The organism is Dactylosporangium siamense (assembly GCF_016862795.1).
GTDB lineage: Bacteria > Actinomycetota > Actinomycetes > Mycobacteriales > Micromonosporaceae > Dactylosporangium > Dactylosporangium siamense.
On record NZ_BONQ01000212.1, the window covers coordinates 1 to 24,755 of the forward strand.

Genomic DNA, 24,755 nt, shown 5'->3' on the forward strand with positions numbered 1-24,755 from the left:
AAAGGTGAAACCGTTACACCGCAACAAACACCGACAGACCTAACGAAGTACTACTAGGACGTGACGGCACGCCTCGTCGGGCAGCTCATGGTTGAGTTTGGCGCGGTCGCGGGCACGGATCGGGGTGTCGCGGTCGTGCCACCAGCCGACGTATTCGGTCCACGCCTGCGAGTCACCCAGCCGTCCCATCGCCTCCGGAGCGGTCCGAGCCACGGACAACAGCTCCCAGGTCGCTCGGCACGAGCGGTTGATGGCCAAGAGCGGCAGCCGGCTCGACCTCGATCACTACCTCGAGGGTCTGCTCCGCAAGCCCGGCGCACTGCCCGGCTCCACCGCGCTGGAGCAGGCCCGCGCCGCGGGCAAGTTCACCCCGGTCCACGACGCCTGGTGGGCAGCAGTCCGCAAGACCCACGCCGCCGCCGCCCGCGCACTCATCGAGGTCCTACTCCTGCACCGGCACATGCCCCACGAACACGTCGCCGCCGGCCTGGCCGGAGCGCTGCGCGCCGGCGCGCTCACCGCCGACGCCGTCGCGTTACAGGCCCGCAAGTTCGCCGAGACCGACGACCACCCAACCGCCACCGACGAACCGGCCCGGCCGACCGGCAACGTCGTCTCCCTCACCCAACGCCGGCCCGCCCAGCTGCCCGCCAACACCCAGCCACTGCCGACCGTCGCTGCCGTCCGGACATCGAACACCCCGGGGACGCGACCGTGCCGCCGTCGCCCGCGAAGATCGAACGCAAACGGTCCGACCTGCTCGAGTAACGACCGGAAACGATGAACGAGCGGCGCTTCAGCTGGGAAGAACTCATCGGAGAGGCACTGAACGGCGGTGAGCGTCTGGACATGCTCGTCGACCGGCGGTGCGTTTTGGCAGCGCCCAGCACCATCGCCATCATCGCCGTGTCACTGAGTTCCGATCCAGCAAGCTGCGACGAGGCGACTGTAGCCGCGGGCTCCCACGCACCCCACTCGTCTGCGCCGCGGCCTGGCAATCCGGCGTACGAGATGTCGACCGGTCGCGGGCTCGTCCTGATTCCGGGTCAACCGTGCTCGACGGTTGGGCATGCCAGCTTCGTGCTGGACGGAGGCGCCTCTGATCGTTTCGCACAGGGCTGTCAGTGGTCGGGCCCGGCGCGTCGTCTCCCTGAACGGCATCCTGGACTTGGTGAACTCGGAGCGGGTGTACGACTGGTACGCGCTGTGGTGGGTGCCCGGTCGCCAACCAGGACCGGATGCTGACCGACCGGGGTGGTGTGACGTGCTGTGCGCCCTGTGTGGCCTGTCCAGCGCGGGACAGGCCACGGTACCGGCTCGGTGGCGGGCCGCGGTCAGAGCACGGGATTGCGCAAGGTGATGGGCGGGTCACACAGCAACAAGTTGATGCGTAAAGATGTATCTATGTCATCGCACTCCGGAGTGACTGTCGCCGTGGACATCGGCGCTGCTCGGATGAGGGTTGCGTATGCCGGGGTGGACGGTGTGGTGCGGCTGGTCCAGTTCGGGCGGGAGTGGTGGATGCCGTCCGGTGTCCTGGTGGACGAGGACGGCAGCCTGGTCACGGGTGCTGCTGCGGTGCGGCGTGCGGTGCAGCGTCCGGAGGGGTTCGTCGCCGATCCGATGGGTCGGCTGTCGGTGGACACCGTGGATGCCGGCGGTGTCGTGATCGGCACAGCGGATCTGGTTGCGGCGTTGCTGCGGGTGGCGCTCGCCGCCGCGGCGCAGGCCGCGGGTTCGCCGGCCGCCGTGGTACGGGTCGTGACTTCGGGCTCGTGGGGCCCACGACGTCGGGGTGCCCTGCGCATCGCGTTGCAGCGGGCGGGTGCCGGCGATGCGGAGCTGATCGCGGCGCCGGTCGCGGTCGGCTGGCATCTGCTCGCCGGTGGTGTCGACCTGGCGGAGCAGTCGGTCGTGGCTGTCTGCGACCTGGGCGCAGGCTTCTCCGCCAGGGTGCTGTCCCGGGCCGGCGACGGGTTCGAGGTCCTTGCCGGCGTCGAGGAGCCGCTGGGTGGTGGCGACGCGATGGATACGGCGGTCGCCGAGTGGATGTCGCCGCCGACGTCCGGCCACGCGGTGACGCTGCCGGCGGCCGCGGCGGAGGCGCTGGTGTCGGCGCGGTTGGCGAAGGAGGCGCTGTCGGCAGCGCCGACCGTGCTGGTGCCCGGTGCGTCGGGGCAGATGGTGTTCGGGATACCGCAGCTGCGGCAGGCAGCCGCCGGGGTGCTGGACCGGGCTGTCGCCGCGACCGTGCGCGCGATCGAATCGGCCGACGTCGGGCCGGAACACCTCACCCTGGTCGTGTGTGTCGGTGGCGGAGCGCGGCTGCCGATCGTGGCAGACGCGTTCGGCGACGCGGTGGGGATCCGTCCGGTGACGGTGCCGCAACCTGAGGCAGCAGCGGTCCTCGGTGCCGTGCAGCAGCCGGTACCGGTGGAAGACGCTGCTGTCGTGCCGAGCGGGCGGGACGCTGCCGGTGCGGTCGTGGCCGCGGTGGCGTCGGTGGCGTTGTTCGCCCAGTTCGTGACGGGCACGCACCGGTACGGGCCGCCGAACTCGATCGACGGTGGCTGGTTGCTGGCGCACTGGGGCGGATTGTGTCTGGCGGCGGTGCTCGCCGTCGTCGCCGCGGCGTCCGGCGCGGCCTGGCTGCATGTGGCCCGGTACGCGGCGCTGGGGGATGAGCGGTTGCAGCGGCGGTTGTACGGGGTTGCGCTGGCGGGCTCCGCGGTGCTGGGTATCGGGATCAGCGTCGGGTATGCGATTTTCGCGGTCGGCTACTTCGACGTGCCGGCCGCGCCGTTGCTGCGCTGGTCGGTACTGGCCGCGTCGCCGGTCGTGCTGGCGGTGGCGGTGGCAGGGCTGGTCGTGATCGCCCGGCCGTTGCTGGTGGAGCGGGCATGGTCGTCGTGGTTCCGGTTCCCGGTCTCGGTAATTGCATTGGTCGGTGCCGGCTCGTACCTGATCGGCTATGACATGTCCGGTTCACCGCGTGCACTACTGCCGGTGAAGTGGTGGCTGGACCAGTACTTCCCAGAGAAGATGGCAATCATCAGCGCGATCGGGCGGGTCGGCGCGGCGTGTCTGGGGGTTGCGGTCGCGCTGCTGGTGGCCCGCCGGGCGTGGATCCGGGTGGTGACGGCGGTGCCGTTGGCGTTGCTGACCGCGGCGGTCCTGGCTCCGCGTGCGACGGGGTTGATCGCGGCGACGGTCGGTGCCGTGATCGCCGGGTGGTGGCTGTGGCGGGTCCTGGCCGCGTTGGGTGCGGCCGCGTTGCGGGCGCCACGGTCGCAGAGCACACCGTTGTTCCGGTCCGCCGCCGCCGAAACGGCGGGCCGGGCGTCGTGGCAGCACGCGCCGGACGTCCCGTCCGCAGGCGTGGCGGCGGAGGGTGGCCGGTGAAGGGTGGTATCTGGCTGGTACGGCAGCTGGCGCGGGTGGTGATCGGTGGCGTCGTGTTCCTTGCGGTGTTGGTCGGGATGCCGTGGCTGCTGCTGTCGTTGACGCGGCGGGTGCTCGCCGACCCGCCCGACGCCACGATGCTGGTCAACGAGCCGCTGTCCGCTGCGACCCTGGTGCTGTTCGTATTGGTGGGTGCGTGGGCGTTCTGGGGCTGGTTGTTGGTCGGTGCGGTCCTCGAGGCCGTGGATCGGATGCGTCACCCGGGCCGCCGTCGGCTGCGGCCACCGGCGCCGCTGTATGCGTCGGTCAGCGCCGTCGTCGGGACGGTCGCGCTGCTCCTGGACGGGTTCGCCCACGCCGCGGCCGGGCCGCACCCAGCTGGCAATGGCACGGCCGGTGATGTGCCCGCCGTGGCGTCGCCCCGCACCGGCGGCGTCCGGGCGTTGCACGCCGGGACGTCGGCAGCGAACCTCGGGATCGGTGTCGGCGGTGTGGATGTCGGCGGCGCCGGGTGGCTGCCGTTGCCGGCCGCGGCCGCGGGTGCCGTGTCGGCGTGGATCTGGGCGCAGCGCCGCCGCCAGTACCAGCCGCAGCCACCCCGTGACGCACACCGCGACGACCCGGACCTGGCCCCGTTGCTCGCCCGGCCAGACACCGACGGCCGTGTCACGATCGGCGTCGCGGACGGCCACTGGCTGGACCTGGCGGGCCTGCCGGCCGGGGGCGTGCACCTGGCCGGGCCCGGCGGGTTGAGCGCACTGCGCGGCCTGCTCATCACCGTGCTGGCCGCGGCCGCCGGCTCGGACAGCGGTCCCGTGGTGGTGATCACGGCGGACGACCTGCGGTCGCTGGTCGGCATCGACGACATCGGTGTGGCCGCCCTGCATGTCGTCGAGAGCCCGGACGCGATACCGGGCATTGGCGCGGCACTCGCCAGGGGAGGCCGGCGGGTGTTGGTCGTACGCAGCCGGACGGGTCTTCCCCGTGGTTGGCTCGACGAGGGTGACCGTGCCGGGCTGACCGTCGTCAGTGTCGACGCCGAACCGTCGCTGCCGTCGTGGCACGTCAGCGCCGACGGGACAGTCGTGCGGCCCGCGGTACGGCTTGCGGTGCTCAACGCTGCCGCCGCCGCAGTCGTCCTCGCCGGGCTACGACGCATCGCACCGCCACTCGTGCCCCCACCGGACGAAGCGCCACCGATCACGGTGATCGAGGACCTGCCACAGCCGGTCGCCGCGACATCACGACGCCTGCGGGTCACCATCTTCGGGCCGGTCCGCGTCGAATCCATCACCGCTGAGGGCGCCGGAACGGTGGTGCCGCTGCGGCGTACTGCGAGCCTGCACCTGCTGCTGTTCCTCGCTGTGCACCGCGGCGGTGCCACCAATGACGACCTCGCCACAGCGATCTGGCCAGATCAGCCCGTCCATATCGCGGCCCGTCGGCTCGCGACCAGCCTGTGGGAACTGCGGCAGGCGTTGCAGCACGCAACCGGCGTCGACGTCGTGCGTCGCGACGTCGTGCTCGGCGGCGGGACCCGGCACCGGATCGACCCGGCGCACGTCGAGGTCGACCTGTGGCAGTTCCACGACCTGCTCGACGCCGCCGGCAGCGCCGCCGCGCGGACCGAACGCCGGGCACTGCTGCGGCAGGCGGCGGACCTCGAGCGCGGCGAGCTCGCCGAAGGCCTGACCGGTGAATGGCTCGCGCCGGCGCGGGAGGCAACGGTACGGCACTGCATCGACGCCCTCACGTACCTCGCCGAGGCCGAAGCGGATCACGGCACCGCACTGACGCTGCTGCACCGCGCGGCGCGGCTCGCGCCGGACAACGAGGCCGTGCAGCGGGCCGTCCTACGCCGGCACGCCAGTGCTGATGACCTCGACGGTGTCCGGCGCGTCTACAACGCTCTGCGGGACCGCTGCGCGGCACGTTCGGATCTGCCGGAACCGGCGACGGTCCAGCTGTTCGAGGACCTCACTGACGCGGCCGTGACAGCTTCGACAGGCGCAGGCGCGCCGGAACGGACACCACGATGACCGCAACGCCGCCGACGGTGCTCATCGGCTACGACACCACTGGCTACCCGATGGTCCCGGCGACCGCACCGGCGCCGCGGGTCCTACGGCCAACCGGCGGCGACGGCCGGCCCCGCAACCGCCGGACTCGCCGCTGGATCCGGTCAACGGGAGGCGCCGTCGCGGTGCTGCTGGTCGCCGCGACAGCGGTCCGCTGCTCGGGCATCGGGCCCACCGAGTCACCCGAGAGCCTGGTCCGGTCGGTGTTCGCCGCGCTCACCGCACACGACGGGCAGCGACTCAACGAACTCGCCTACTGCAGCGACAGCCCACTGTGCGCCGCAGGTGGTCTCGCCGTGGGCTATCAGGCGCCGGAGCACTTCGAGATCGTGTCATCCGATCGGGGCAAGGACCACCGCGTCATCAAGATCCGTTACACGGTCGGCGGGGACGTCGCCGAAGACAACGTGGAGTTGGCCCGTTTCCGGGTCGGTTTCCTCAGTCACCGGTGGCAGATCATGAGGCTGCCCGGTGCGCACCTGGACGTCCGCACCGCGGCCAGCGACAAGGTCCACGTCGCCGGGCTGACCGTCGCACCGAACCCCGTCGACGTAGCCACCGGCGCGAACGTGCCGCGGCCGTACGCACCGCCGGGCGTCTACACCGTCGCGATCGACGCCGACGCACTCTACGCCGCGACGTCGGTGCCGGTCGTCGTCGCCGGGAGCGTCGACCCGCCCCCGACAGTGCTCACGCCGACGCTGCGGCCGGAGCTGCAAGGTCAGATCGAACAACAGATCCGGGACCGGATCAGCTACTGCGCCGACCAGCGTGACTTCCACCCGTCCACCCCGGACTGGCGGACGTTCACGCAGACCTGCCCGTTCGGGTTCAACGCGCGGGTGACGTTCACGAAGCCGCCCACATGGACGGTCGAGCAGCTGCCGAAGATCGTCCTGTCCGTCGACGACCACGCCGCCATCACCGTTCGTACAACATCTGCCGGCGTCGCGACCGTGCGGTACCAGTGGAGCACCGACATCGTCGAGCCCCGCCGATGGACCGATGCCAGCGGCACCGTCGAGTTCACCATTCGCGGTCAGGTCGGCGTGAAGGACAACGTCCCGTACTGGGTTGGGTAAGGAGGCGGGCCCTTCGCGGCATGACCGAATGGGCGCTGCATGGTCTGTTACCTTCCAGCCGTGTTCCCCGACCCGGATCCGCCGGTGAAGCCGGCCGACTGCGCCGCGCTGGCCGAACGCCTGGTGACGCTGCCGTTTCCACCAGCGGCGACAGCAGCTGACGATTGGATCATCGGCCGGGCAACGAGCGGGCCCGACCGTCATTTCGCACCGATCGCTGCGAGTGAGGTTCTGGAGGACGCGCCGGCCGAACGCTGGACGAAGGCCCAGGACCGGCTTGAGCGCAGGCTGTTGGAGGTGGTCCAGTCCCTGACAGCGGCCTGGGGTCCGTCGCAGATCCATTCGTTCGCCCCCGACTTCGATCGCATCATCGCCGGTCAAGCGGTTCGGCCAGTGGTCGAGGACATCACCCTGTTTGCATATGGACATCACGCCAACGTTTGGCATCGGTCCGGCCGAACGGTGTGTGTGGTCCTCGGCCAGCTCGACAAGCACTATCCGATCGTCCTGATGATCGCGGTCACTGCTGAGCCGCTTGGTGATGGGTTCGCGGACTTCCGCAGTCGAGACGACCGCACAGAGTAGGACCTCCGGTACCGCACGATCCGGCCAACCGGAGGTGTGTCGGTTCATCCTTCGCCAGGTCATCGTCGCTCGAGATGCCGACCATTCTCGGCGACACCGCCCGCTCGAGGTCCCGCTCCGAGTTCGCTGCGACAAGATCAATAGGGGATGTTCGGCGGTCCTCGATCTGACGGCGCAGACGGCCTCGTGTGACTTCGTGTGACCGTTTGTGATGCCGTGTGACCTGCAGAGCCGTTCCATCCGGTGTGTTGTTCGTCGATGCTTGCGGCGAGGGACCGAGGTCCCGAGGTCACCCAGCGGCTCGTCGACTTGGAGGTCACCGATGTATCCGACCAGCACCCGATCGCTGCCGGTCCGGTCCGGCCGGCGACCGGTTCACAGCGTCGGAGGGCTGCTCCTCGGCGGGCTGACCGCGATCGTCGGTCTGCTCAGCTTTGCCGTCCTGCCGTATCCGCTGTGGCTCGTCGCGCGCGCCTGCTGGCAGAGCGTCGACTGGGTCGAGTCGGTCGGCCAGCCGATCAACGCGCCGCTGCTCATCCTCGCCGCGGTCGCCACCGCATGGGTGTGGTGGTGCTGGCTGCTGTACGCGACGATCGCCGACACCGTCACCACCCTGCGCGGCAACGGCAGCCGGCGGATACGGCTGCCGATGTCGCTGCACCGGGTGGTCACCGCCGCCGCGGGCCTGCTCGGCGCGCTCCTGCAGCCGGGCGTCGCAGCTGCGGGCTCGGTGACGGCGTCGACACCGGCGCCGCAGACCCACGACATGGTGAACCGGTCGACGACCGTCCACAGTGATCCGCCCGCCGTCGTTGCCGTCCCGGCGAACACCGTGGCGGCGTCGGGTGCGATGCCAGCCGAGCCGGTCATCTACGTCGTGCGCCGCGGCGACGCCCTGGCCCGGATCGCGAGGACCGAGCTCGGCGACGCGAAACGCTGGCCGGAGATCTACACCCTCAACCGCGGCACCCACTTCCCCGGCGTCGGCGGTACCCTCACCAACCCGGACGTGATCTACCCTGGTTGGCGGTTGAAGATCCCGGCCCCGCCCATCGCGCGGCCGGCCGCGACCGTCACCCAGGTACCGCCGGAACCCGTCGAGGTCGCACCCGCTACTGCGACGGCATCACCCGCGATGCCGCCCACAACGGCCAGTGTCGAGGCCGAGCCGCCGGCAACCGCGGACGGCGGCTCGAGGCACCGCCTCACCGATCTGCTGCCGTGGCTCGCGCTGATCAGCGCACCCGCCATTGTCGCGATCCTGCGCCGACGTCGCCGGGCAGGTACGCGCCCGGCCCGTCCTGCCGTCAAGCCCCGGACCGAAGCCCGGAGCAAGCCCCGGACTGTCGCAGCTGCCCCCGAGGCACGTGTCGGCGCCGACGCGGTTCCCGCCGTCGCCCCGCAGGCCGCCGACGCTTCGGGTGCTGCAGCCGCCGTCGCGGCAAGTCCGCTCGAGGCAGCCCGTGAACTCGTTGCCGCTGCCCTCGACGACGACCCGGACACGCACGTGATCATTCCCCGGACCACGCTGCGCGTCCTGGCACCCGACCGGTCGCACGCCACGAACTCCACCACGCTCACGATCACTGCGACCGTCGACGACGCTGTCACCGCCCTGGAAGCGCAGACTTTGCACCGAGCCCGACTCATGGAGGAACACGACGTCGACGACTACGCCGACCTCCGCGCCGTCGAAGCCCTGCCATCGATCGTGCTCGTCGCGCACACCGACCGGCCACAACAGGCCCGGATCGCCGCCGCAGCCAAGCACGGCCAGGCCTTCGACATCCACGCGATCACCCTCGACCACCCGGCGTCCACCGTCAGGCGTGACACGCCCCGACCCACGCCGGAGCGCCAACCCGCGACAAGCGGCACGTCCGCTGCCCCGAGCACAGCGGACACGCCGGCATCGGAGAAGGTGCAGGTACGCGTCATCGGCGACGTCAACGTCCTGGATCGCCGAGGCAAAGCCGTCCCCGGGTTCCGTGGCCGGGCCAAGGAACTGCTCGCCTACCTGACCGTTCACCGCGACGGCGCGGAGCTGCCCGACATCATGGAGGCGCTCTGGCCGGAGGCCACCGTAAACAGGGCCACCGAACGCCTCTCCACCGAAGTAGCGAACCTGCGCCGGACCATCCGGACGGCCGCCGGTGACGGCAGCGTCCAGGCCGTGCACAACCCGGGCGGCCGGTACCGGCTGAACACCGACGTCCTCGACGTCGACGCCTGGCAACTCGACCAGGCCCTCGCAGCCGACGACCCCCATGCACCTGACCGGGAAACGCGCCTGCGCACCGCTGTTGCCCTCCACACCGGCGACCTCGCAGGAGCAGCCACGTATGCGTGGATCGAGACAGCGCGGGAACTGTGCCGCCGGCAGGGGATAACTGCCAGGCAACGCCTCGCCGCGGTCGTCGCTGGCACCAGCCCGGCCGAGGCCGCTGCCCTGCTCGACGCCGCCGCTGACGTCGACCCGTACAGCGATGCCCTCGCCCGCGCCGCGATCGAGGCCCACGCCGCCCTCGGCGACACCGACTCGGCCCGGCGCCGCTACATCCAGCTGCGGGATGCCCTCGCCGACATCGACGAACAACCCGACACCGCCACCAAGACCGTCGTCGAGACCGTCCTGGGCCGTAACGCGCTCGACGACGAACCGGGCGAGGCTGCCGCATGACCCCGGCGAGCAACGACGCCGGCCGGACCGTGGACCCGGTACCGGATGATGCGCAGTTGCGGCGGCTGCGGCTGATGCAGTGGACGCTGCGGGGCACCTTGGGCCTGGCGCTCGCGGTGAGCATGGCCGCCAACGTCCTGCACGCCGCACCGGACCCCGTCGCCCGCAGCATCGCCGCCTGGTCACCCCTCGCGCTGTACGCCGCGATCGAGGTGATGACCCGCGTGCCGATCCGCAACCGGTTGCTCGGCGGTATCCGCATCGTCGCGACCGTCGCCATCGCGGTCATCGCCGGCGTCACCAGCTACCTGCACATGGTCGGCGTCGCCGAACGCTACGGCGAAAGCTGGCAGGTCGTGTACCTGCTCCCGATCAGCGTCGACGGCCTCGTCGCCGTGCTGACCCTCAGCCTGCTGGACATCGCCAGCCAGGTCCGAACCATCAGCGCAGGCCTGCCCGTTGCGCGACAGCACCTCGAGGGAGGGGCCGCCGGTACACCATCCGCGACGCTGGCTGCCTTCGCTATCCCGATGCCCGCGTTGGCCAGCAGCCCTGCAAGCGATGGCGCAACCGCCTCGAGGACCACCACCACACAGCTGGATGAACCCACACGCAGGCGACGAGCCGGCGGGCGACGACCAGCCAGTAGACCCACGTCAGCGGCCCCGTCACAGGCCAAGACCACGGCTTCACCCGACGATGCGGAGCCTCTACCAGCTGAACTACGGCACCTGCTCGAACCAGCGGCAAGCGCATACGCGGACTTGCGGGCAGCTGGGACACCGATCACAAGAGACGCCTTCGCCGCGGCGCTTCGCGACAGAGGTCTCCCGCTTCGCAGCGCCAAGATCACGCCGCTGCTGACCGCTGTTCGTGACAGATGCGAGTAGGCCATCCACAGGGGCGCCGGACGGGCCGAGCCGTACAAGGCTCCGACGACGGCCGTACACGTACACCGCTGTGCATTGGTCGGACAGTCGGCAGGCCGGCCATCGGTTCGTGTCAAAGGTCCGAGCGCGACCAAACCCCCACGCTTGTCGGGCCATCGACAACAATCAAACTAGCGTAGGTTGCTGGACGGCGCGTTCACGACGCCTGTCGGAAGGCAACCGTAGCCGGGTCGTCGCACGAGTTGCCGGACGGGCGGTGCGACTGCGGCGACCTCAATCCTCGGACCGGCGTCAAGGGCGTCGCTGATTGCCGCCCGACGCGGCCCCCCCAATATCTAGTTGAAGAGGTTGGCGGCGCCGTTTCCGGTCGATGCTGCCCGATCTTGTTGGCGGTCGAGCGCCGCTGAGCGCTCGTGTCTGGCAACCACTGGTGCGTCTGGACGAGCGGATCGCGGCTATGAGCGTGTATCGATCGTCGGCGGTGAGCCCGTACCCTTCGCTGTGCTGGTTGTCGGAATCCGCCCTTACTCGGGCCGCTTCGTCTTCGGCGAGGTCGCTGTGGGCACCGATGCACCGGCTGCTCTGCGCGTAGAAGTGCCGCCCTACGCCGCGACGTTGTCCTGGCCGGACGATCCGGACGTGCGCGTCGACGTGACGCCGCACGGCGCGGCGGAGGACAGAACCCGCAAGTTCGTCGGTGGCGCCCATGCCGATCTGTGGCGGCAGTACCATATGTCTGATAGCTGCGAATTGTGGCGAACAGCTGTGAGGCGTCGGGGGTCAGTTATGGCCGAGGAGGTCGTCGAGGTCACGATCGACGCTCGCGGGAACGTCGCGATGCACGTCCGGGGCGTCGAGGGTCCTGGCTGCACCGACACGACCGAGGCGTTGGTGGATTTGCTCGGTGGTGACGTGACGGCGCAAGAGCTGACTGCCGAAGCCTATGTCGAGGTCTCGGCCGAGCAGCAGGACCGCTTGTGGCATTGACCGCCGACCTGGAATGGCGCGTGCACGCGGTCCTGTCGCGGAGTCGCGCCAACGGTCCCGGCGCACGGTTCGTGGTCTGGACCCAGGGGTGCTCACTGCAGTGTGCCGGATGCTTCAATCCCGGCACGCACGCCGCGACTGCGCCGGCGGCGCATACCGTGCGCGACATCGTGGCGCAGGCGCTGGCAGAACCCGACCTCGACGGTGTGACCGTCACCGGCGGTGAGCCACTCGAGCAGCCCGAGGCGCTCGGCATGTTCCTTTCGTACGTGGCTGCGGCCGGCCGCGGCAGCGTGGTGCTGTCCGGGTTCACCAGGCGCGAGATCACCGCGAATGCGAGGCGGCGAGCCGCCGTCGTCGACGCGGACATGATCATCACGGGTCGGTACAACGCTACGCTGCGGCTGGCGTCCGGTCTGCGGGGGTCGGCGAACCAGCGGTACTGGTCCCGGACAGGCCGGTACGACGCCGCGATGTTCGATGCCGTGCCGGAGGCCGAGGTCCTCATCGACAGCCAAGGAACGATGACCGTCACCGGCGTCGCCGGGCCGGTTCTGCCCATGAAGGAGCCGCGATGACCCTGCAACAGGAAATCCAGCTGTGTCTTCGCGCCAGGGTCGCGCTGATCGTCCTCGTGACGGTCGAGGAACGCCGGGCGATCGACATCCTGAGGGCTGTTGCCACGGACCGCAACGCGGACCTGGTGTGCTGGGACGTCGCCGACCGGTTCAGCTCGGAGCCGAAGCGAACAATTCCTGATGCTGCGACTCCGGAGGCTGCCCTCGACAAGATCCGCGAACTCAGCGACCAGCAGCGGCCCGATCTGTACGTGCTGAAGGACTTCCACGAGTTCTGGACGAAGAACCCGGCGATCCGGCGGAAGGTGCGCAACCTGGTGCATCACCTGCGCTACACCCGGGCGTCGTTGTTCGTAACGATGCCCGTCCGGGAGATCCCGCCCGAACTCGTCGACGAGGCCGCAGTCATCGACCTGGCGTTGCCCGACCTCACGACGCTGCGCAGCAAGCTCGACGTCCTGATCAAGGACTCGCAGATCGACAACCAGCTCACGGCGATGGGGCGCTCCCGGCTCGCGCAGGCGGCGCTCGGGCTCACCTCGAACCAGGCGGAGCGGGCGTTCGCCAAGACCGTCGTGCGGGGTGGCGTGCTGAACGAGGACGGCATCAAGGCCGTCGTCGAAGAGAAGAAGGCGGTCATTCGCGAGTCGCAGGCATTGCAGTTCTACCCCGTCGAGGAGACCCCCGACGACGTCGGAGGGCTTGAGGTGCTGAAACACTGGCTGACGCTGCGGCAACGGGCGTTCGGTGACGACGCGCAGGCCTACGGTCTGCCGGCTCCCAAAGGTGTGGCGCTCATCGGGATTCCAGGTACGGGGAAAAGCCTCACCGCCAAGATGATCGCCAGTCACTGGCGGATGCCACTGCTACGCTTGGACGTCGGGGCGCTTTTCGGGTCGCTCGTGGGTGAGTCGGAGGAACGGGTCCGCCGGGCTCTCGGCCTGGCCGAGACCGTCGCGCCCTGCGTGCTGTGGATCGACGAGCTCGACAAGGCGATGGCGGCCGGCGGCAACGACGGCGGCACGAGCCAACGGGTCTACGGCACCATCCTGACCTGGATGCAGGAGAAGCAGGCGCCGGTTTTCGTCGTCGCGACCGCCAACGACGTATCCGCGCTGCCGCCGGAGGTGCTGCGGCGTGGCCGCTTCGACCAGATCTTCTTCCTCGATCTGCCGACCGACGCTGAGCGTCGCGAGATCCTGACGCTGCACCTGCGCAAGCGCGGCCGCGAGCCCCGTCACTTCGACATCGCGGAGCTCAGCCGGGTCGCTGATGGGTATGTCGGTGCCGAGCTCGAGCAGGCGGTCATCGACGCGATGTACCACGCGTTCTCCGACGATCAGCGCGAGGTCGAGACCTCGGACATCGTCGACGCGATCGAGGGCATGGTGCCGCTGAGCCGTTCGCAGCGGGAGGCCATCGAGCGCCTCCGGTCCTGGCTGCGGGACGGACGCGCGAAGTCGGCATCGTTCGCGGCCGCCTTGGTCGCCGAGCAGAAGCAGGTTCGGCTGGAATTCGTCTGACCGGCGGCGGCAAATGCATGACGCGTCGCCGGCCGGATCCGGTTATCTGGGACGCCATCGCAAGGACGACCGGCAGGCTCCCCGGTGGCTGCGTCCGGCGCGTCGCCGGCTGATCGGTGGTGCAGGCGTGGACGGTCGGGCCGAACTGGAGCAGCTGTGCCGAGCGGCGGGCGACACCCGGTCGGTGCAGCATCTCGAAGCACGCAGCCGTCTCGCCTCGATCTGGGCGGCGACCCGCGATCCGGAGCTGCGCGCCGCCGTGCTGGCGACCGGCGCCCTCGCCGACGGCCCGGAGCGCCTCGTGACCGCGGCGCTGCAGGGTCGGCTGACCGCGTATTGGTCGGCGGAGCAGGCGCACCTGGCCTGGCAGCTGCTGACGGACGCCGACCCGGATGTCCGCCGCGCCGCCGAGGACGCGATCTGCCGCGCACGTCCGGCCCTGCACGCCGCCCTGTGCAGCCAGGTGGCTTCGCCGGAGCGTGCGTCCGATCCTGGCGGTTGGTGGGCATCGCCGCTCGGTGCTGCGCTCTGTCGGCATCCGGTACCGCCACCCGCCGCGCTGCTCGACAAACTCTGGCGGGCATGGTTCGCCGCGCCGCACGAAACGCTGCGCGGTGTGCTGGTCGGATGGGGTACACCGGCGGCGGCGGCTGACCTGCGCCCGCTGTCGGAGCTGTTCCTCGCCGGCGACGCGGCGATGCCGGCGGCGATGCTGGTCGAGGCGGCCGGCCGGGATCATCCGATCGCGGCCGTCGCCCAGCGGGTCATCCTGTCCCGACCGGCGCCGGACCTGATCGACGAGGTCTGCACGGCGGCGCTGGCGGATGAGCGCCTCGTGGCGTTCGTCGAGCAGCACGGCATGCAGCACTCGGATCCGCTGCGTCAACGCTTGTACCGGCTGCTGGGCAGGATCGAGGGGCAGGCGCTGCCGGCCGGCATTGCCGGAGCAGTCCGCGAGATCCTGCTCGCCGCCGGTGCCGACCTGGACGACCGGCTGTGGGCGGCCTCGGCGGCCGAACGGGACCGGCCCGGACGACACTGGTGGCGGATGCCCGTGACCGCTGTGCTCCTGCAGCACGCGCAGTGCCCGCCGACGGAGCTTCTGGACCGCCTGTGGCGATCGTGGCTGGGACGGCCGCGCGCCGTGCTCTGGCGCGCGCTCGAACGCTGGGCCGTACCGGCGTCCGACCGGGACCTGCGCGGCCTCAGCCAGGTGGCGGTGCTGCCACGGGATGCACTCGTGCCCGTCGTCCTGTGGCCTGCGGTGCTGCGCGCGGCCCGCGCCACGGGGCACCCCATCCGCGACATCGCGTTGCGGCGAGTGCTGGAGTCGGACGACCCCGGGCTCGCCGAGGCGCTGAGCCTTGCCGCGCTGACCGACGAAACGCTCCGGGAGTTCTGCGATCGGCATGACGTTCGGCCGGTCCACCCGCTGCGGCGGGCCATCTACCGGCTGCTGACCGTACAGCAGCCAACGAATCCTCCGATCGCGGATGACCTGCGGACGGACGTGGTGGCGGCCTTGCAGCAGTCCGGCGAGTTCGAACTGGCGGCGACGCTCTGGCGGGTCCTGCACCAGCACCGCGACGACCGGTGGTGGTGCTCGCCACTGGCCGAGACGCTGCTCGACGCCGGCGCGGGACCGTCGTGGGTCGCTGACGAACTCTGGCCGCGATGGCTGCAGGAGCCCGAGGAGGCGGTACTGCGCACCGTTCGACGATGTGAGCTGCCGATCGCCGAGGACGTACGCGCGGTCGCCCGACTCGTGCTCGAGCCCGATAGCAGGCACGCCCCGACGACACTGGTCACCTGTGCGACTCGTGGCCACCCGGTCAAGGACTTGGCCCGGCAGCAGATCGCCCGGCGCGACGACCCCATGATCGCGGAGGCGGTGTGGCGGGCCGCGCTGCTGGACGCGGATCTCCTGGCATTCTGCGTCGAGTGCGGCATCGCGCCGGAGCCGCAGGTGCCACGCGACGTGTTCGAGCTGCTGTGCGCCGGGGACCTGCCAGCGCCGGCGCACGACGCCCTGGTGGAGGCGCTGCTCGGCGACCCGGCGCAGTTCGCGGACGGCGTCTGGCGGGCCGCCGGACTGGAGCGTCAGGACTGGTGGCGAGGCCGGGTGGCCGCGCTGCTGCACGAGCAGGTGCCACCAGTTGCCATCGTGTCGGCCGCGTGGCGGTCCTGGCTGGCCGACCCGGCCGAGGATCTGTGGCAGTGGCTGCTGGTCTGGGCGAGGCCCGGCAGCGACAAGGATGTCCGCGAGATCAGTCGGCTGGTGCTCGACCCGCTCGGCGTGCACGCACGAGACGTGGTCCTCGACTGCCTGGGCCGCGACCACCCGGTTGCGGCGGTGGCCCGACGCAACGTCGTCGAGTGCAACGACCCGGACGTCAGGGCCGCGGTGTGGAGGGCAGCGCTGACGGTACCGTCGCTGATGGACCTCTGTGCCGCGAACGACATCCAGCCGGTCCGACCACTCGAACGGGACGTGTTCGGTGTGCTGGCCACCGAACCGCTGCCTGATCAGGTGCGGGACGTGCTGGTGCGGGCGCTGCTGGAGGATCGGTCGTCGTTCCCCGCCAGCGTGTGGCGGGCTGCCGGACTGGAGCGGCCTGACTGGTGGCGAGGCCGGTTGGCCGCGCTGCTGAGCAACCGTCGCCCGCCCACCGCCGTCCACTCGCAGGCCTGGCGGTCCTGGCTAGCCGACCCGGACGAGGAACTGCTCCGGCTCCTGCTCGGCTGGCGCACGCCGGCCGAGGAGGACGACGTCACGGACGTCAGTCGCCTGATGCTCAGACCGCTCGAGGTCCGGCCGATCGCGCTCCTCACCGACTACGCGGCACGGGAGCATCCGGTTGCGGCCATGGCCCGGCGCAGCATCTTGGAACGCAACGACGCAGCGGTCAACACCGCCGTCTGGCGGGCCGCGCTGACCGAGCCGGGTCTGGTGGACTTCTGCATCGAACACGGGATCGTGCCCGGCCCGCCGCTGCCGAGAGCAGCGTTCGACCTCGTCCTGGCCGACCGCCAGCCACCGCTTCCGCCGGCAGCCCGGGACGGCATCGTCGCGGCATTGCGCACGGACCTGGAATCGTTCACCGACACGCTGTGGCAGTTGGCCGCACCCGACGGACAGATCACCGACGCGTCGGCAGCCGCGCCGATGCTTTCCGTGCTCCTCGCCGGCGATCCTGGTCCGTTGCCGCCGCACCGGCTCAACGCGCTGTGGCAGCTGTGGCTGCAAGCACCGGACGACGTCGTCTGGTCCGCCCTACAGCGCTGCGGACTGCCCGCGACCGACCACCTGCACGGCCTCAGCCTGGTGGCACTCGACCCGGACAGCCGCCGGCTGTGCTCCGCGGACCTCGCCTCGGTGCTCGTCGCCGCCGGCTACGCCGACCATCCGATCGCGGGCATCGCCCACGGGCACCTGCTCGCCGTGGCCGATCCGCAGGTCATGGACCGGGTCTGCGCCGCAGCGCTGACCAGCCCGGTGATCGCGGAGTTCTGCCGGAGGTACCGGTTCGCCCCGCAGGACCCGGTCCGCCAAGCGCTCTTCTACGTGGTCACCGGCCAGCCGGAGCAGAAGGCGGCGGTCGACCCGGACGACAGGCTGCTCAACCTGGCCTACGCGAGCGCCGACGCCGAGGAACGGTCCGTGCTCCGACAGGCCATGCTCCGTACCGACAACCTCGACATGGTGCGGGTGCTCGTCGGCAACGAACAACGCGACCGGCTGCGATCACTGACGGACAGTGAACTGGACTACCTCGCCGAGCAGCTGGCGCACCGGCAGCGCTGGTCGGAGCTGTGGCAGATCCTGCTGGACCTTCCCGTTCTGCACGCGGTGCAACTCTCCCGCCTGATCCACGAGGACTGGCATCCCGGTGACCGCGACGCGGCAGCCCTTCTCGCGCAGCTGCAGACCGCCGACACGCACCACCTGACGCAGGGCATCGCGGCGATCCGCGCATCATGGCCGGCGGCCGCGCACCAGGCCACGATCCGGTTTCCGGGCCGGGTGAACGACGTGTGTTTCGCACCCGACGCCGCGCAGCTCGCCGTCGCCGGCAGCAGGCGGATGGCCGGGGTCGTCGACCTTGTCACGGGATCATGCACCGCGATCTTCAAGGGCTTCCACTACTCGCTCGGTCGGACGCTGCATGTCGGTGGCGACACGTTCCTGGCCGGTGAGCGGACGAACAGCGCATACGGCGCATGCCGGCTCGTCCGATGCGGCTCCGACGGCTGGACCACCATCGGCCGCATCGGCGGCTGGGCCACCGCGCTGGTCCCGCTCGGCGCTGACCGGTTCGCGGCCGCTGACCGTGCCGGTCGGGTCCACATCGGCGCGACCGACGGCTCCGCGCTCACCAGCACGCCCGTCCGTGAACTCGGTTTCGGGTTCGATGAGTGGCCGCGCTCGCTCGCGTCGAACCGCACCGGCTCCCGTCTCGCCGTGCTCGGCCGTGAGCTCGTGATCCTCGACGCCGCCACCGGAAGCCCGGTGGCCCACGGGCATCAACGAACCGTAGTGGTCCGGGCCTTAATGCCGGAGCCGGACCTCCTGGTGACGGCGACCCAGCAGGGCCACGTCCGGCAGTACCGCATCGACGGCGACGCGTTGCTGTGCGTCGCGGAGACCTTCGTATCGGGCCTGGTGGGCATGGCGGCGGTGCCGTCCCGGCAGCAGATCGCGGTGGTGAGCGGGGCGGGCAGGTTGACGTTCCTGGACCAAAGCGACCTCAGCAAGATCGCCGAAATGCCGTGGGCTCCGTTCGATATCCACACGAGCCTGGACGCGGACCCGCACGGCAACTACCTCGCCGCGGGATGCGCCGGCGGCTCGGTCGTACTGTTCGATCTGCGCATCGCCGACATCCCCGAGGCGGTCGGCGAACCGTTGGCGCGGATGGCGCCGATGCACCTCGGCGTCGTCCAGTCGGCGACCCAGGTGGCCGGCCTCACGGCACACTCGCGGGAACTGCTGGATCTCATCCGCGCCTGCCTGGAGCACCGCTTCCGCTTCGACATCGAGCTTGCCGACACCACCGCCCTCGCGGCCGGTGACTACACGATCGCCATCGACTGAAGGACTGCGCGGATGGTAACGAGGATTGGCCTCGACTTCGGCACCGCGAACACTGTGGTCGCCGTCTGGGACGCCGACGAGCTGCACGGCCGGCCGATCGAGCTTGCCGGCCTCGACCTGCTCCGGCCCGGCGCGACCGGCATCACGCAACGGGTCATCCCGTCGGTCATCGCGTACGCGCCGCAGACCGGGCAGCGCCTCGTCGGCGCCGCCGTCACACCGGCGATGTTCGACGACCACACCTACGCGGTCTTCCAGTCGACGAAGTCCGTCATCACGCAACGGGTGCGCGACATCGCCCGCCGCGTCGGCGCGACGAAGATCCACCGCAGGCAGGCGGCCACCGACCTGCTGAGTGACATCATCGCCGCGACGCTGCTCGCCGTCGACGACGACACCGAGATCGTGGCCACCGCGCCGGTCGAGGCGTTCGACTCGTACCGTGACTGGATCGTCCGTGAGGTCGCGGCGCAGGTCGGCCTGTCGCGGGTCCGGGTCGTGGACGAGGCCACCGCCGCAGCCGTCGGGTACAGCACGAAACTGAAACTGGGCGACACGTTCCTCGTCTTCGACTTCGGCGCCGGCACCCTCGACATCTCCGTCGCGCGGATCATCGACTCCTCCAAGGATCCGGGTGGCGCCGGGGTTCGCGTCGTCGCCAAGGCCGGCGCCGACCTGGGCGGCGACAGCATCGACCTGATCGTCGCCGAGCATCTGGCCGACCGTCTGCGACTTCCCGCCAACGACGCACGGCGGCGCAACCTGCTGTTCGGTCAACTCCTGCGGACTGTCGAAACAGCGAAGGTCGCACTCACGCAGCTGCCCGAACACACCGTGTCCGTCACTTGCCAGGAGTCCGGCACCACCTACGAGACGGTCCTCGGTCGCGACACCTTCGAGGCGCTGCTGGCGAGCAACGGTGTCACGGAACGCGTCAAACGCGTCGTGCAGTCCGCGCTGGTCAGAGCCGCCGGGATGGGCCATGACGCCGGCGACATCAGCAGCGTCTTCATGGTCGGCGGCGCCAGCCTCATCCCCGCCGTGCAACGGATCGTGCACTCGTACTTCCCGCCCGGCATGGTCCACCTCGACCGGCCGCTCGAAGCCGTCGCCGCCGGCGCCGCAGGGATCGCCGGTGGCCGGGAGCTCCACGACCACATCCAGCACAACTACCTGATCCGGCACGTGGACCGGACGACGGGACAGTACAGGTTCGAGTGCATCGTCCCGGCCGGCATCGAGTACCCGACCCATGAACCTGTCAAGACGCTGACCATCCGCGCCATCCGCCACGGCCAGCACAGCCTCGGGCTCGCCGTGTACGAACAGGCCCACGCGACCTACCGGGAGAGCAGCTCGGAGCTGGAACTCATCTTCGATGAGAACGGCGGCGCCCGCGTCAACCGGATCTCCGAGGAACAACAGCAGGAGCACTCCATGCTGTGGCTCAACGAGAACAACCCCACGTTCCTGGACGCCGACCCGCCCGGCGTCGCCGGCGAGGACAGGTTCCGCCTCGACTTCCGGATCGACGCCCAGAAACGCCTCATCGTGAGCGCCTTCGACATCGGTCAACACCGGTGGGTGCTCACCGACCGCCCAGTCGTCCGACTCTCATGAACGGAAAACCCTGCCATGTCCCACTACACCCGCGTCCGCACCCGCATGCGTGAGCCGAAGCTCATCGCCGAAGCGCTCGCCAATCTCGGCCTTCCCCTCGTCGAGGTGCACGACATCCCGCAGCGGCTCATCGGGTACCGCGGCGACACCCGGCGTTCGACAGCAGAGGTGATCGTGCGGCGGGAGCACATCGGCCTCGCCAGCAACGACATCGGCTTCCGCCGCACCGGCGATGGAACCTTCGAGGCTGTCATCAGCGACTACGACCGCCAAACCTACGACGCGGACTGGCTCGGCCGCGTGTCCTACCAGTACGGCCGCGCCGCAACGCTGCAGTTCGCCGAGGTCGGCGGGTACGCGGTGGAAGAGGAGGTGGATGACGACGGCCTGACCCGGATGGTGCTCCGACGCCACATCTGAGTTCGTGAAACGCAGACCTGAGACGGCGGTTTGTGAGGTTTCCGTAGTTCGTCATCGCTCGATGTCGTGATGTTCCAGCTGTGCCGACGTCCGGTGGGCGGGAGCGCGGGTTGAGCTGGTCATGGGCGAACGGAAGGCGTATCCCAGCGATCTGACTGACGAGCAGTGGGCGGTGGTCGGTCCGTTCCTGGACGCGTGGAAGGCCGGCACCCGTCTGTTTCCGGCATCAGGGCCGTTACGAGCTTGAGAGAGCAGCAGGTTGGCGAGGTTGCACCGCAGGTGCAGCAGCTGTCGTAGAACTTGAGCTGGAACAGCGGCCACCCGTACGTCTGCTCGTGGGCGGTGCTGCGGCTACACGCAATACATCCGTAAGTCCTACGACTTCTAGGGGCAGAAGCAGGCTCATGGCTGCGCCTGGGCTGCATGAAGTCCGTGGTCAAGTGCGCGAAGTTCAAGGACATCAAGCTGGTTAACTACATGGACAAGCTCGCTCTAGATTTCCCATCCAAACCACCATCTGTAGTACAAAAGCGGACAGGTACAGGGCGTAGTGCAACGCTGTCAGGGAGGTGGTCGCGGAGTTCCGGTGGCGTTGGTTTGTCGTAGGTCCGTGGGACGATCCCAGACGTGGGACGCATCGAGCTGGCGCCGTACCTCGCCGGCCTCCTCGGAGGCGGTGGGCTGCTGGGTGTTGTGGGCAAGTGGCTGGTCGAACGCGAGAAGACCAAGCGGGAGCAGATCCGCCGCAACGCTGAGATCACCCTGCGCGCCATCGAGCTGACGTTCCCACATCCCGAAGAGGTTGAGCAGTCCGTGAGCCAGAGGCGACGCCGGCCGAGCGTCGAGGGCTCCGACAGTCCGAGGGCGGCGTAAACCGACTCGTATGTGGTCCGCCGTGCCAGTCCTTTTCCCAGGCGCTGGCAAGTATGTACGCACTCATGCTGTGTCTCCTAGCGAAGCGTTCCTTCATCTTCTCGATGGAGTCATCGGAGTAGAACACCCTGGCGATGTTGTCAGACCAGGTCTTGTGTATCGCTGCCTTACAACCGGCCGATATCACAACCTCGTTGGTGGCTCGGCCAGCTTTGCAGCCGCAGGAGGATATGTGCCAGTCAGTCATCTTCTGCCAACTCTGGATCTGTCCAGTCGAACGTTGACGCTCTGCCCGCCGCCACATCGTCCAGGCCGCGCTTGATGGACTATTCGTCGACGGTCTCTGGCCTCGGACCGTTCGAATGGTGTGGCCCTACTGGGGACGGAGGCGGCGTCTCGGTGGTCAGCCACGCGGGGCCGTCGTTTGTCGACGAGGTCCAGTGACACGAAAGGAAGAGCGGCCGTCGACCGAGAAGGTGAAAATGTAGGCGTGAACGACAAACCTCCCATGCGCCACCGGTTGGCCCCGCCAAAGACCATAGCCGGCGCGGATCGCTCAACTCTTGACCTGCTCGGCTTGGCGTGGCCGTTTAGCCAGGTCAGCCTGCTCACTGCGGAAGAACTTGTCAGAGAAGCGCAGAACCGCCGTATCAACATGTCGGGAGACTGGAAGCTCGACGTATCCGGGTTACAAGAACTGCATCGACTGGGAGTCCTAGTTCCTTTCTATCGGGTGGACATCGACGGCGGGGATTCCGTGCGAGCGATCGCGGTCGCCGACAGCTTGACGCCGCGCCATTCGCGTTCCACCGTTCTCTCCGAGCTGTACCTGGGCGCGGGGGAGGGGAGGGTCACCGACCCAGCAAAAACAGCCTTCGAGCCATGGCCTACAGGCCATCGTCGGACGCTGTGGCCATCGACCGACAGCGGTTACCTGTACAGCCGGCATCAACTTTTGACCCTAGATCAGGCACGCTCGGCTGTCGCCGCATTTGTTCGGAACGATGCGACCTCTACGGTAGCCTGGCGTCTGAGCGACGCCATGGAGATCACAGACGAGGCATTGCAAGCGCTACGGTCGTGGCGATCGCTGGCATTTACGCTCACGGCCATCGAGACACCGTACTGGCCTCTCATCACTCGCCGGATCTCGCACGATGCCGACGTTTGGCGCTCGGTTCGCCTGGCGTTCGACGCCGCCAACGCGTTGGCCTGGCTCGGGCTGACCGTTGAAGAAGTCGAAGCCGGCCGGGACCAGTTGCTCGGACTGGCGCGCTACCGAGACGTGGTAGGCGACTTCTACGACCTAGTGCGCCGCGCCGACCGCGCTTCGTGGGACACCCTGCGTGGCGACGCGCAGGTCGCCATGGACTATCGGCTTGCGGCGGAGGTCTTTGAACGTCTCGCCACCGATGTGCACGGCGTGGAGAGATCTCAGCCGGATGCCTCAGTACCGCTATCGGCGCAGAGTCTCGGGGCGCGATCACGGTCGTTGGACGCTACCCTGACCGATCTCCATCTATCGCCACATCCGTCGCTCGTCATCGGCGTCGAGGGTGCGACCGAGATGCGCCTAGTACCTCGGGTCATGGAGTTGCTCGGCATCGAGCCGGATCCAGGCTGGATCCGCATCGTGGATTTCGGAGGCACCACGCAAGACCTCTCACTGTTGGCCCGCTACGCCGCGCAGCCGCACCTCGGGGCCGATCACGGCGATCACGTTGTGCTCGATCGGCCCCTGACTCGCTTCTTGGTACTCACTGACGCTGAGAATCGCTACGCAACCCGCAGCGACCGTGCCTACCAGCGCAAGCTCCTTCTCGACTCGGTCACCAATGAGCTTCCCAAAGACCTTCGGCGAGATCTTTACCATCCGAGATCACGGTTTGTGGAGATTGTTACCTGGGGGCGGCTGCCGTTCGAGTTCGCCCATTTTTCGGATAGTCGGCTCGCCGACGCTCTACTTCGTGCCGCCGGGGCACCGCATCCCGGTGGTCGCTCCGCCTTGATCCAAGCAATCAACATCCAACGAACTCGGGACCCCACGCCCAATATCAACGATGCCTGGCGCAAGTCGGGAGTGTCAAAGGTGCAACTCGCTGACGCGGTCTGGCCGCTGCTGCAGAAACGGATAGAAGGGGCAATCAGACGCGGCGAGAAGGGGCCACCAATCATGTCCGCGATTCTCCGCGCATATCAACTCGCTACCCTGTCTTACCGAAGGACCATAGCGCTGAGCCGCCCATTGCCACGCCAAGCAAGAAGATGACATCTCTTGCAACGCAGCCGGCGCCTGCTGAACGCTGCTTTCACCTGTCGAGCAACTCAACCGCACAAGGGGAGCAGGTTGGTGCCCCTGCCTCGACCTGCTTCGGCCGGTCGAGACGCGCCCCCAATCGCGGAGGCAATCGACAGCTGAGCAGTGCAAACGCGGTCGAGGTGCAGGTCGATCTCCATGGCGGGATACATCCGAAAACTGCTCCCTCTGGGGCCGCGTGGTCATAGCGGCTGACCTGCCGATCGGCTAACCCGCCGGTATGCGTCATCGTTCCCGTGTTCGGGTTCCCGGAACATGGGAACAGCCGTGTCCAGTGGCGATATCGACATCGTGGTCGTCGACGGTTGTTGGCCGCTGCTGTCGTGCGGGCATGGCAGCGGTTCGGGCCCGGCGGCGCCGAGGATGTCGACGGGCTCGAACCCGGGTGGACCGAAGTTGGCAGGGGTGCCGCGTCTTCTCTGTCAGTCGGCGGCGATAGGAGGTGTCAGTGGCGTGGACGCCGGTGGATCAGACACCCCACTCCACACACGGGATTCAGCCTGGCGTATGAGGGCATGCCCGCGAACCGGAATCGGTTGATGGCAGGTACATCGCGCGTTCGTCGGAGGTGAGGTCACGGTCGACATTGCCGCAGATCCGGTCGATCGCCTCGGCTGGCGTCGAG

At 69.1% G+C, this 24,755-nt stretch carries 16 protein-coding genes and 1 pseudogene; 16 read left to right on the forward strand and 1 reads right to left on the reverse strand.

Annotation, left to right across the window (positions count from 1 at the left end; genetic code table 11):
- Positions 1–39: 39 nt before the first annotated feature.
- The gene (locus tag Dsi01nite_RS56000; protein WP_203854719.1) at positions 40–213 is read right to left on the reverse strand and encodes a hypothetical protein; all 174 of its coding nucleotides are present in this window, start codon (positions 211–213) and stop codon (positions 40–42) included.
- Positions 214–250: 37 nt separating this feature from the next.
- Here Dsi01nite_RS56000 and Dsi01nite_RS59170 point away from each other — a divergent pair, with 37 nt between their 5' ends.
- The 16 genes and pseudogenes from Dsi01nite_RS59170 (at position 251) to Dsi01nite_RS56075 (ending at position 24,082) form a co-directional block, all read left to right on the forward strand.
- Complete coding sequence (locus tag Dsi01nite_RS59170; RefSeq protein WP_203854720.1) at positions 251–784, forward strand: hypothetical protein; 534 nt, start codon at positions 251–253, stop codon at positions 782–784.
- A 671-nt stretch (positions 785–1,455) separates the two neighbouring features.
- Positions 1,456–3,402, forward strand: a complete 1,947-nt coding sequence (locus Dsi01nite_RS56010) for an Hsp70 family protein (RefSeq protein WP_203854721.1) — start codon at positions 1,456–1,458, stop codon at positions 3,400–3,402.
- Positions 3,399–5,441, forward strand: coding sequence for an AfsR/SARP family transcriptional regulator (locus tag Dsi01nite_RS56015; RefSeq protein ID WP_203854722.1), 2,043 nt, complete (start codon positions 3,399–3,401; stop codon positions 5,439–5,441). The genes Dsi01nite_RS56010 and Dsi01nite_RS56015 overlap by 4 nt, the downstream gene beginning before the upstream one ends.
- On the forward strand, positions 5,438–6,562 hold the full coding sequence (locus Dsi01nite_RS56020; RefSeq protein WP_203854723.1) for a hypothetical protein: 1,125 nt from the start codon (positions 5,438–5,440) through the stop codon (positions 6,560–6,562). The genes Dsi01nite_RS56015 and Dsi01nite_RS56020 overlap by 4 nt, the downstream gene beginning before the upstream one ends.
- A gap of 60 nt (positions 6,563–6,622) precedes the next feature.
- The gene (locus tag Dsi01nite_RS56025) at positions 6,623–7,147 is read left to right on the forward strand and encodes a hypothetical protein (protein ID WP_203854724.1); all 525 of its coding nucleotides are present in this window, start codon (positions 6,623–6,625) and stop codon (positions 7,145–7,147) included.
- A gap of 322 nt (positions 7,148–7,469) precedes the next feature.
- Positions 7,470–9,827, forward strand: a complete 2,358-nt coding sequence (locus Dsi01nite_RS56030; RefSeq protein WP_203854725.1) for an AfsR/SARP family transcriptional regulator — start codon at positions 7,470–7,472, stop codon at positions 9,825–9,827.
- Positions 9,824–10,717, forward strand: a complete 894-nt coding sequence (locus Dsi01nite_RS56035; RefSeq protein WP_203854726.1) for a DUF2637 domain-containing protein — start codon at positions 9,824–9,826, stop codon at positions 10,715–10,717. Before Dsi01nite_RS56030 ends, Dsi01nite_RS56035 begins: the two co-directional genes overlap by 4 nt.
- Before the next feature lie 501 nt (positions 10,718–11,218).
- Positions 11,219–11,704, forward strand: coding sequence for a DUF2997 domain-containing protein (locus Dsi01nite_RS56040; RefSeq protein ID WP_203854727.1), 486 nt, complete (start codon positions 11,219–11,221; stop codon positions 11,702–11,704).
- Positions 11,701–12,282 carry a 4Fe-4S cluster-binding domain-containing protein gene (locus Dsi01nite_RS56045; protein WP_203854728.1) on the forward strand — a complete coding sequence of 194 codons (582 nt, stop codon included), beginning with the start codon at positions 11,701–11,703 and terminating at the stop codon, positions 12,280–12,282. The genes Dsi01nite_RS56040 and Dsi01nite_RS56045 overlap by 4 nt, the downstream gene beginning before the upstream one ends.
- Positions 12,279–13,805 carry a Ycf46 family AAA ATPase gene (locus Dsi01nite_RS56050; RefSeq protein ID WP_203854729.1) on the forward strand — a complete coding sequence of 509 codons (1,527 nt, stop codon included), beginning with the start codon at positions 12,279–12,281 and terminating at the stop codon, positions 13,803–13,805. Before Dsi01nite_RS56045 ends, Dsi01nite_RS56050 begins: the two co-directional genes overlap by 4 nt.
- A gap of 127 nt (positions 13,806–13,932) precedes the next feature.
- Positions 13,933–18,900, forward strand: a complete 4,968-nt coding sequence (locus Dsi01nite_RS56055) for a WD40 repeat domain-containing protein (protein ID WP_203854730.1) — start codon at positions 13,933–13,935, stop codon at positions 18,898–18,900.
- Positions 18,901–18,912: 12 nt separating this feature from the next.
- Positions 18,913–20,520 (forward strand): Hsp70 family protein, encoded by a 1,608-nt coding sequence (locus Dsi01nite_RS56060; protein ID WP_203854731.1) that lies wholly within the window; start codon positions 18,913–18,915, stop codon positions 20,518–20,520.
- 15 nt (positions 20,521–20,535) lie between these two features.
- A complete protein-coding gene (locus tag Dsi01nite_RS56065) occupies positions 20,536–20,940 on the forward strand; it encodes a DUF1257 domain-containing protein (protein WP_203854732.1) in 405 nt (134 codons plus the stop codon).
- Positions 20,941–21,061: 121 nt separating this feature from the next.
- A pseudogene (locus Dsi01nite_RS58790) lies at positions 21,062–21,185 on the forward strand (transposase); the annotation flags it as partial.
- A gap of 382 nt (positions 21,186–21,567) precedes the next feature.
- The gene (locus Dsi01nite_RS56070; protein ID WP_203854733.1) at positions 21,568–21,813 is read left to right on the forward strand and encodes a hypothetical protein; all 246 of its coding nucleotides are present in this window, start codon (positions 21,568–21,570) and stop codon (positions 21,811–21,813) included.
- 490 nt (positions 21,814–22,303) lie between these two features.
- On the forward strand, positions 22,304–24,082 hold the full coding sequence (locus tag Dsi01nite_RS56075) for an OLD family protein (protein WP_203854734.1): 1,779 nt from the start codon (positions 22,304–22,306) through the stop codon (positions 24,080–24,082).
- Positions 24,083–24,755 lie beyond the last annotated feature (673 nt).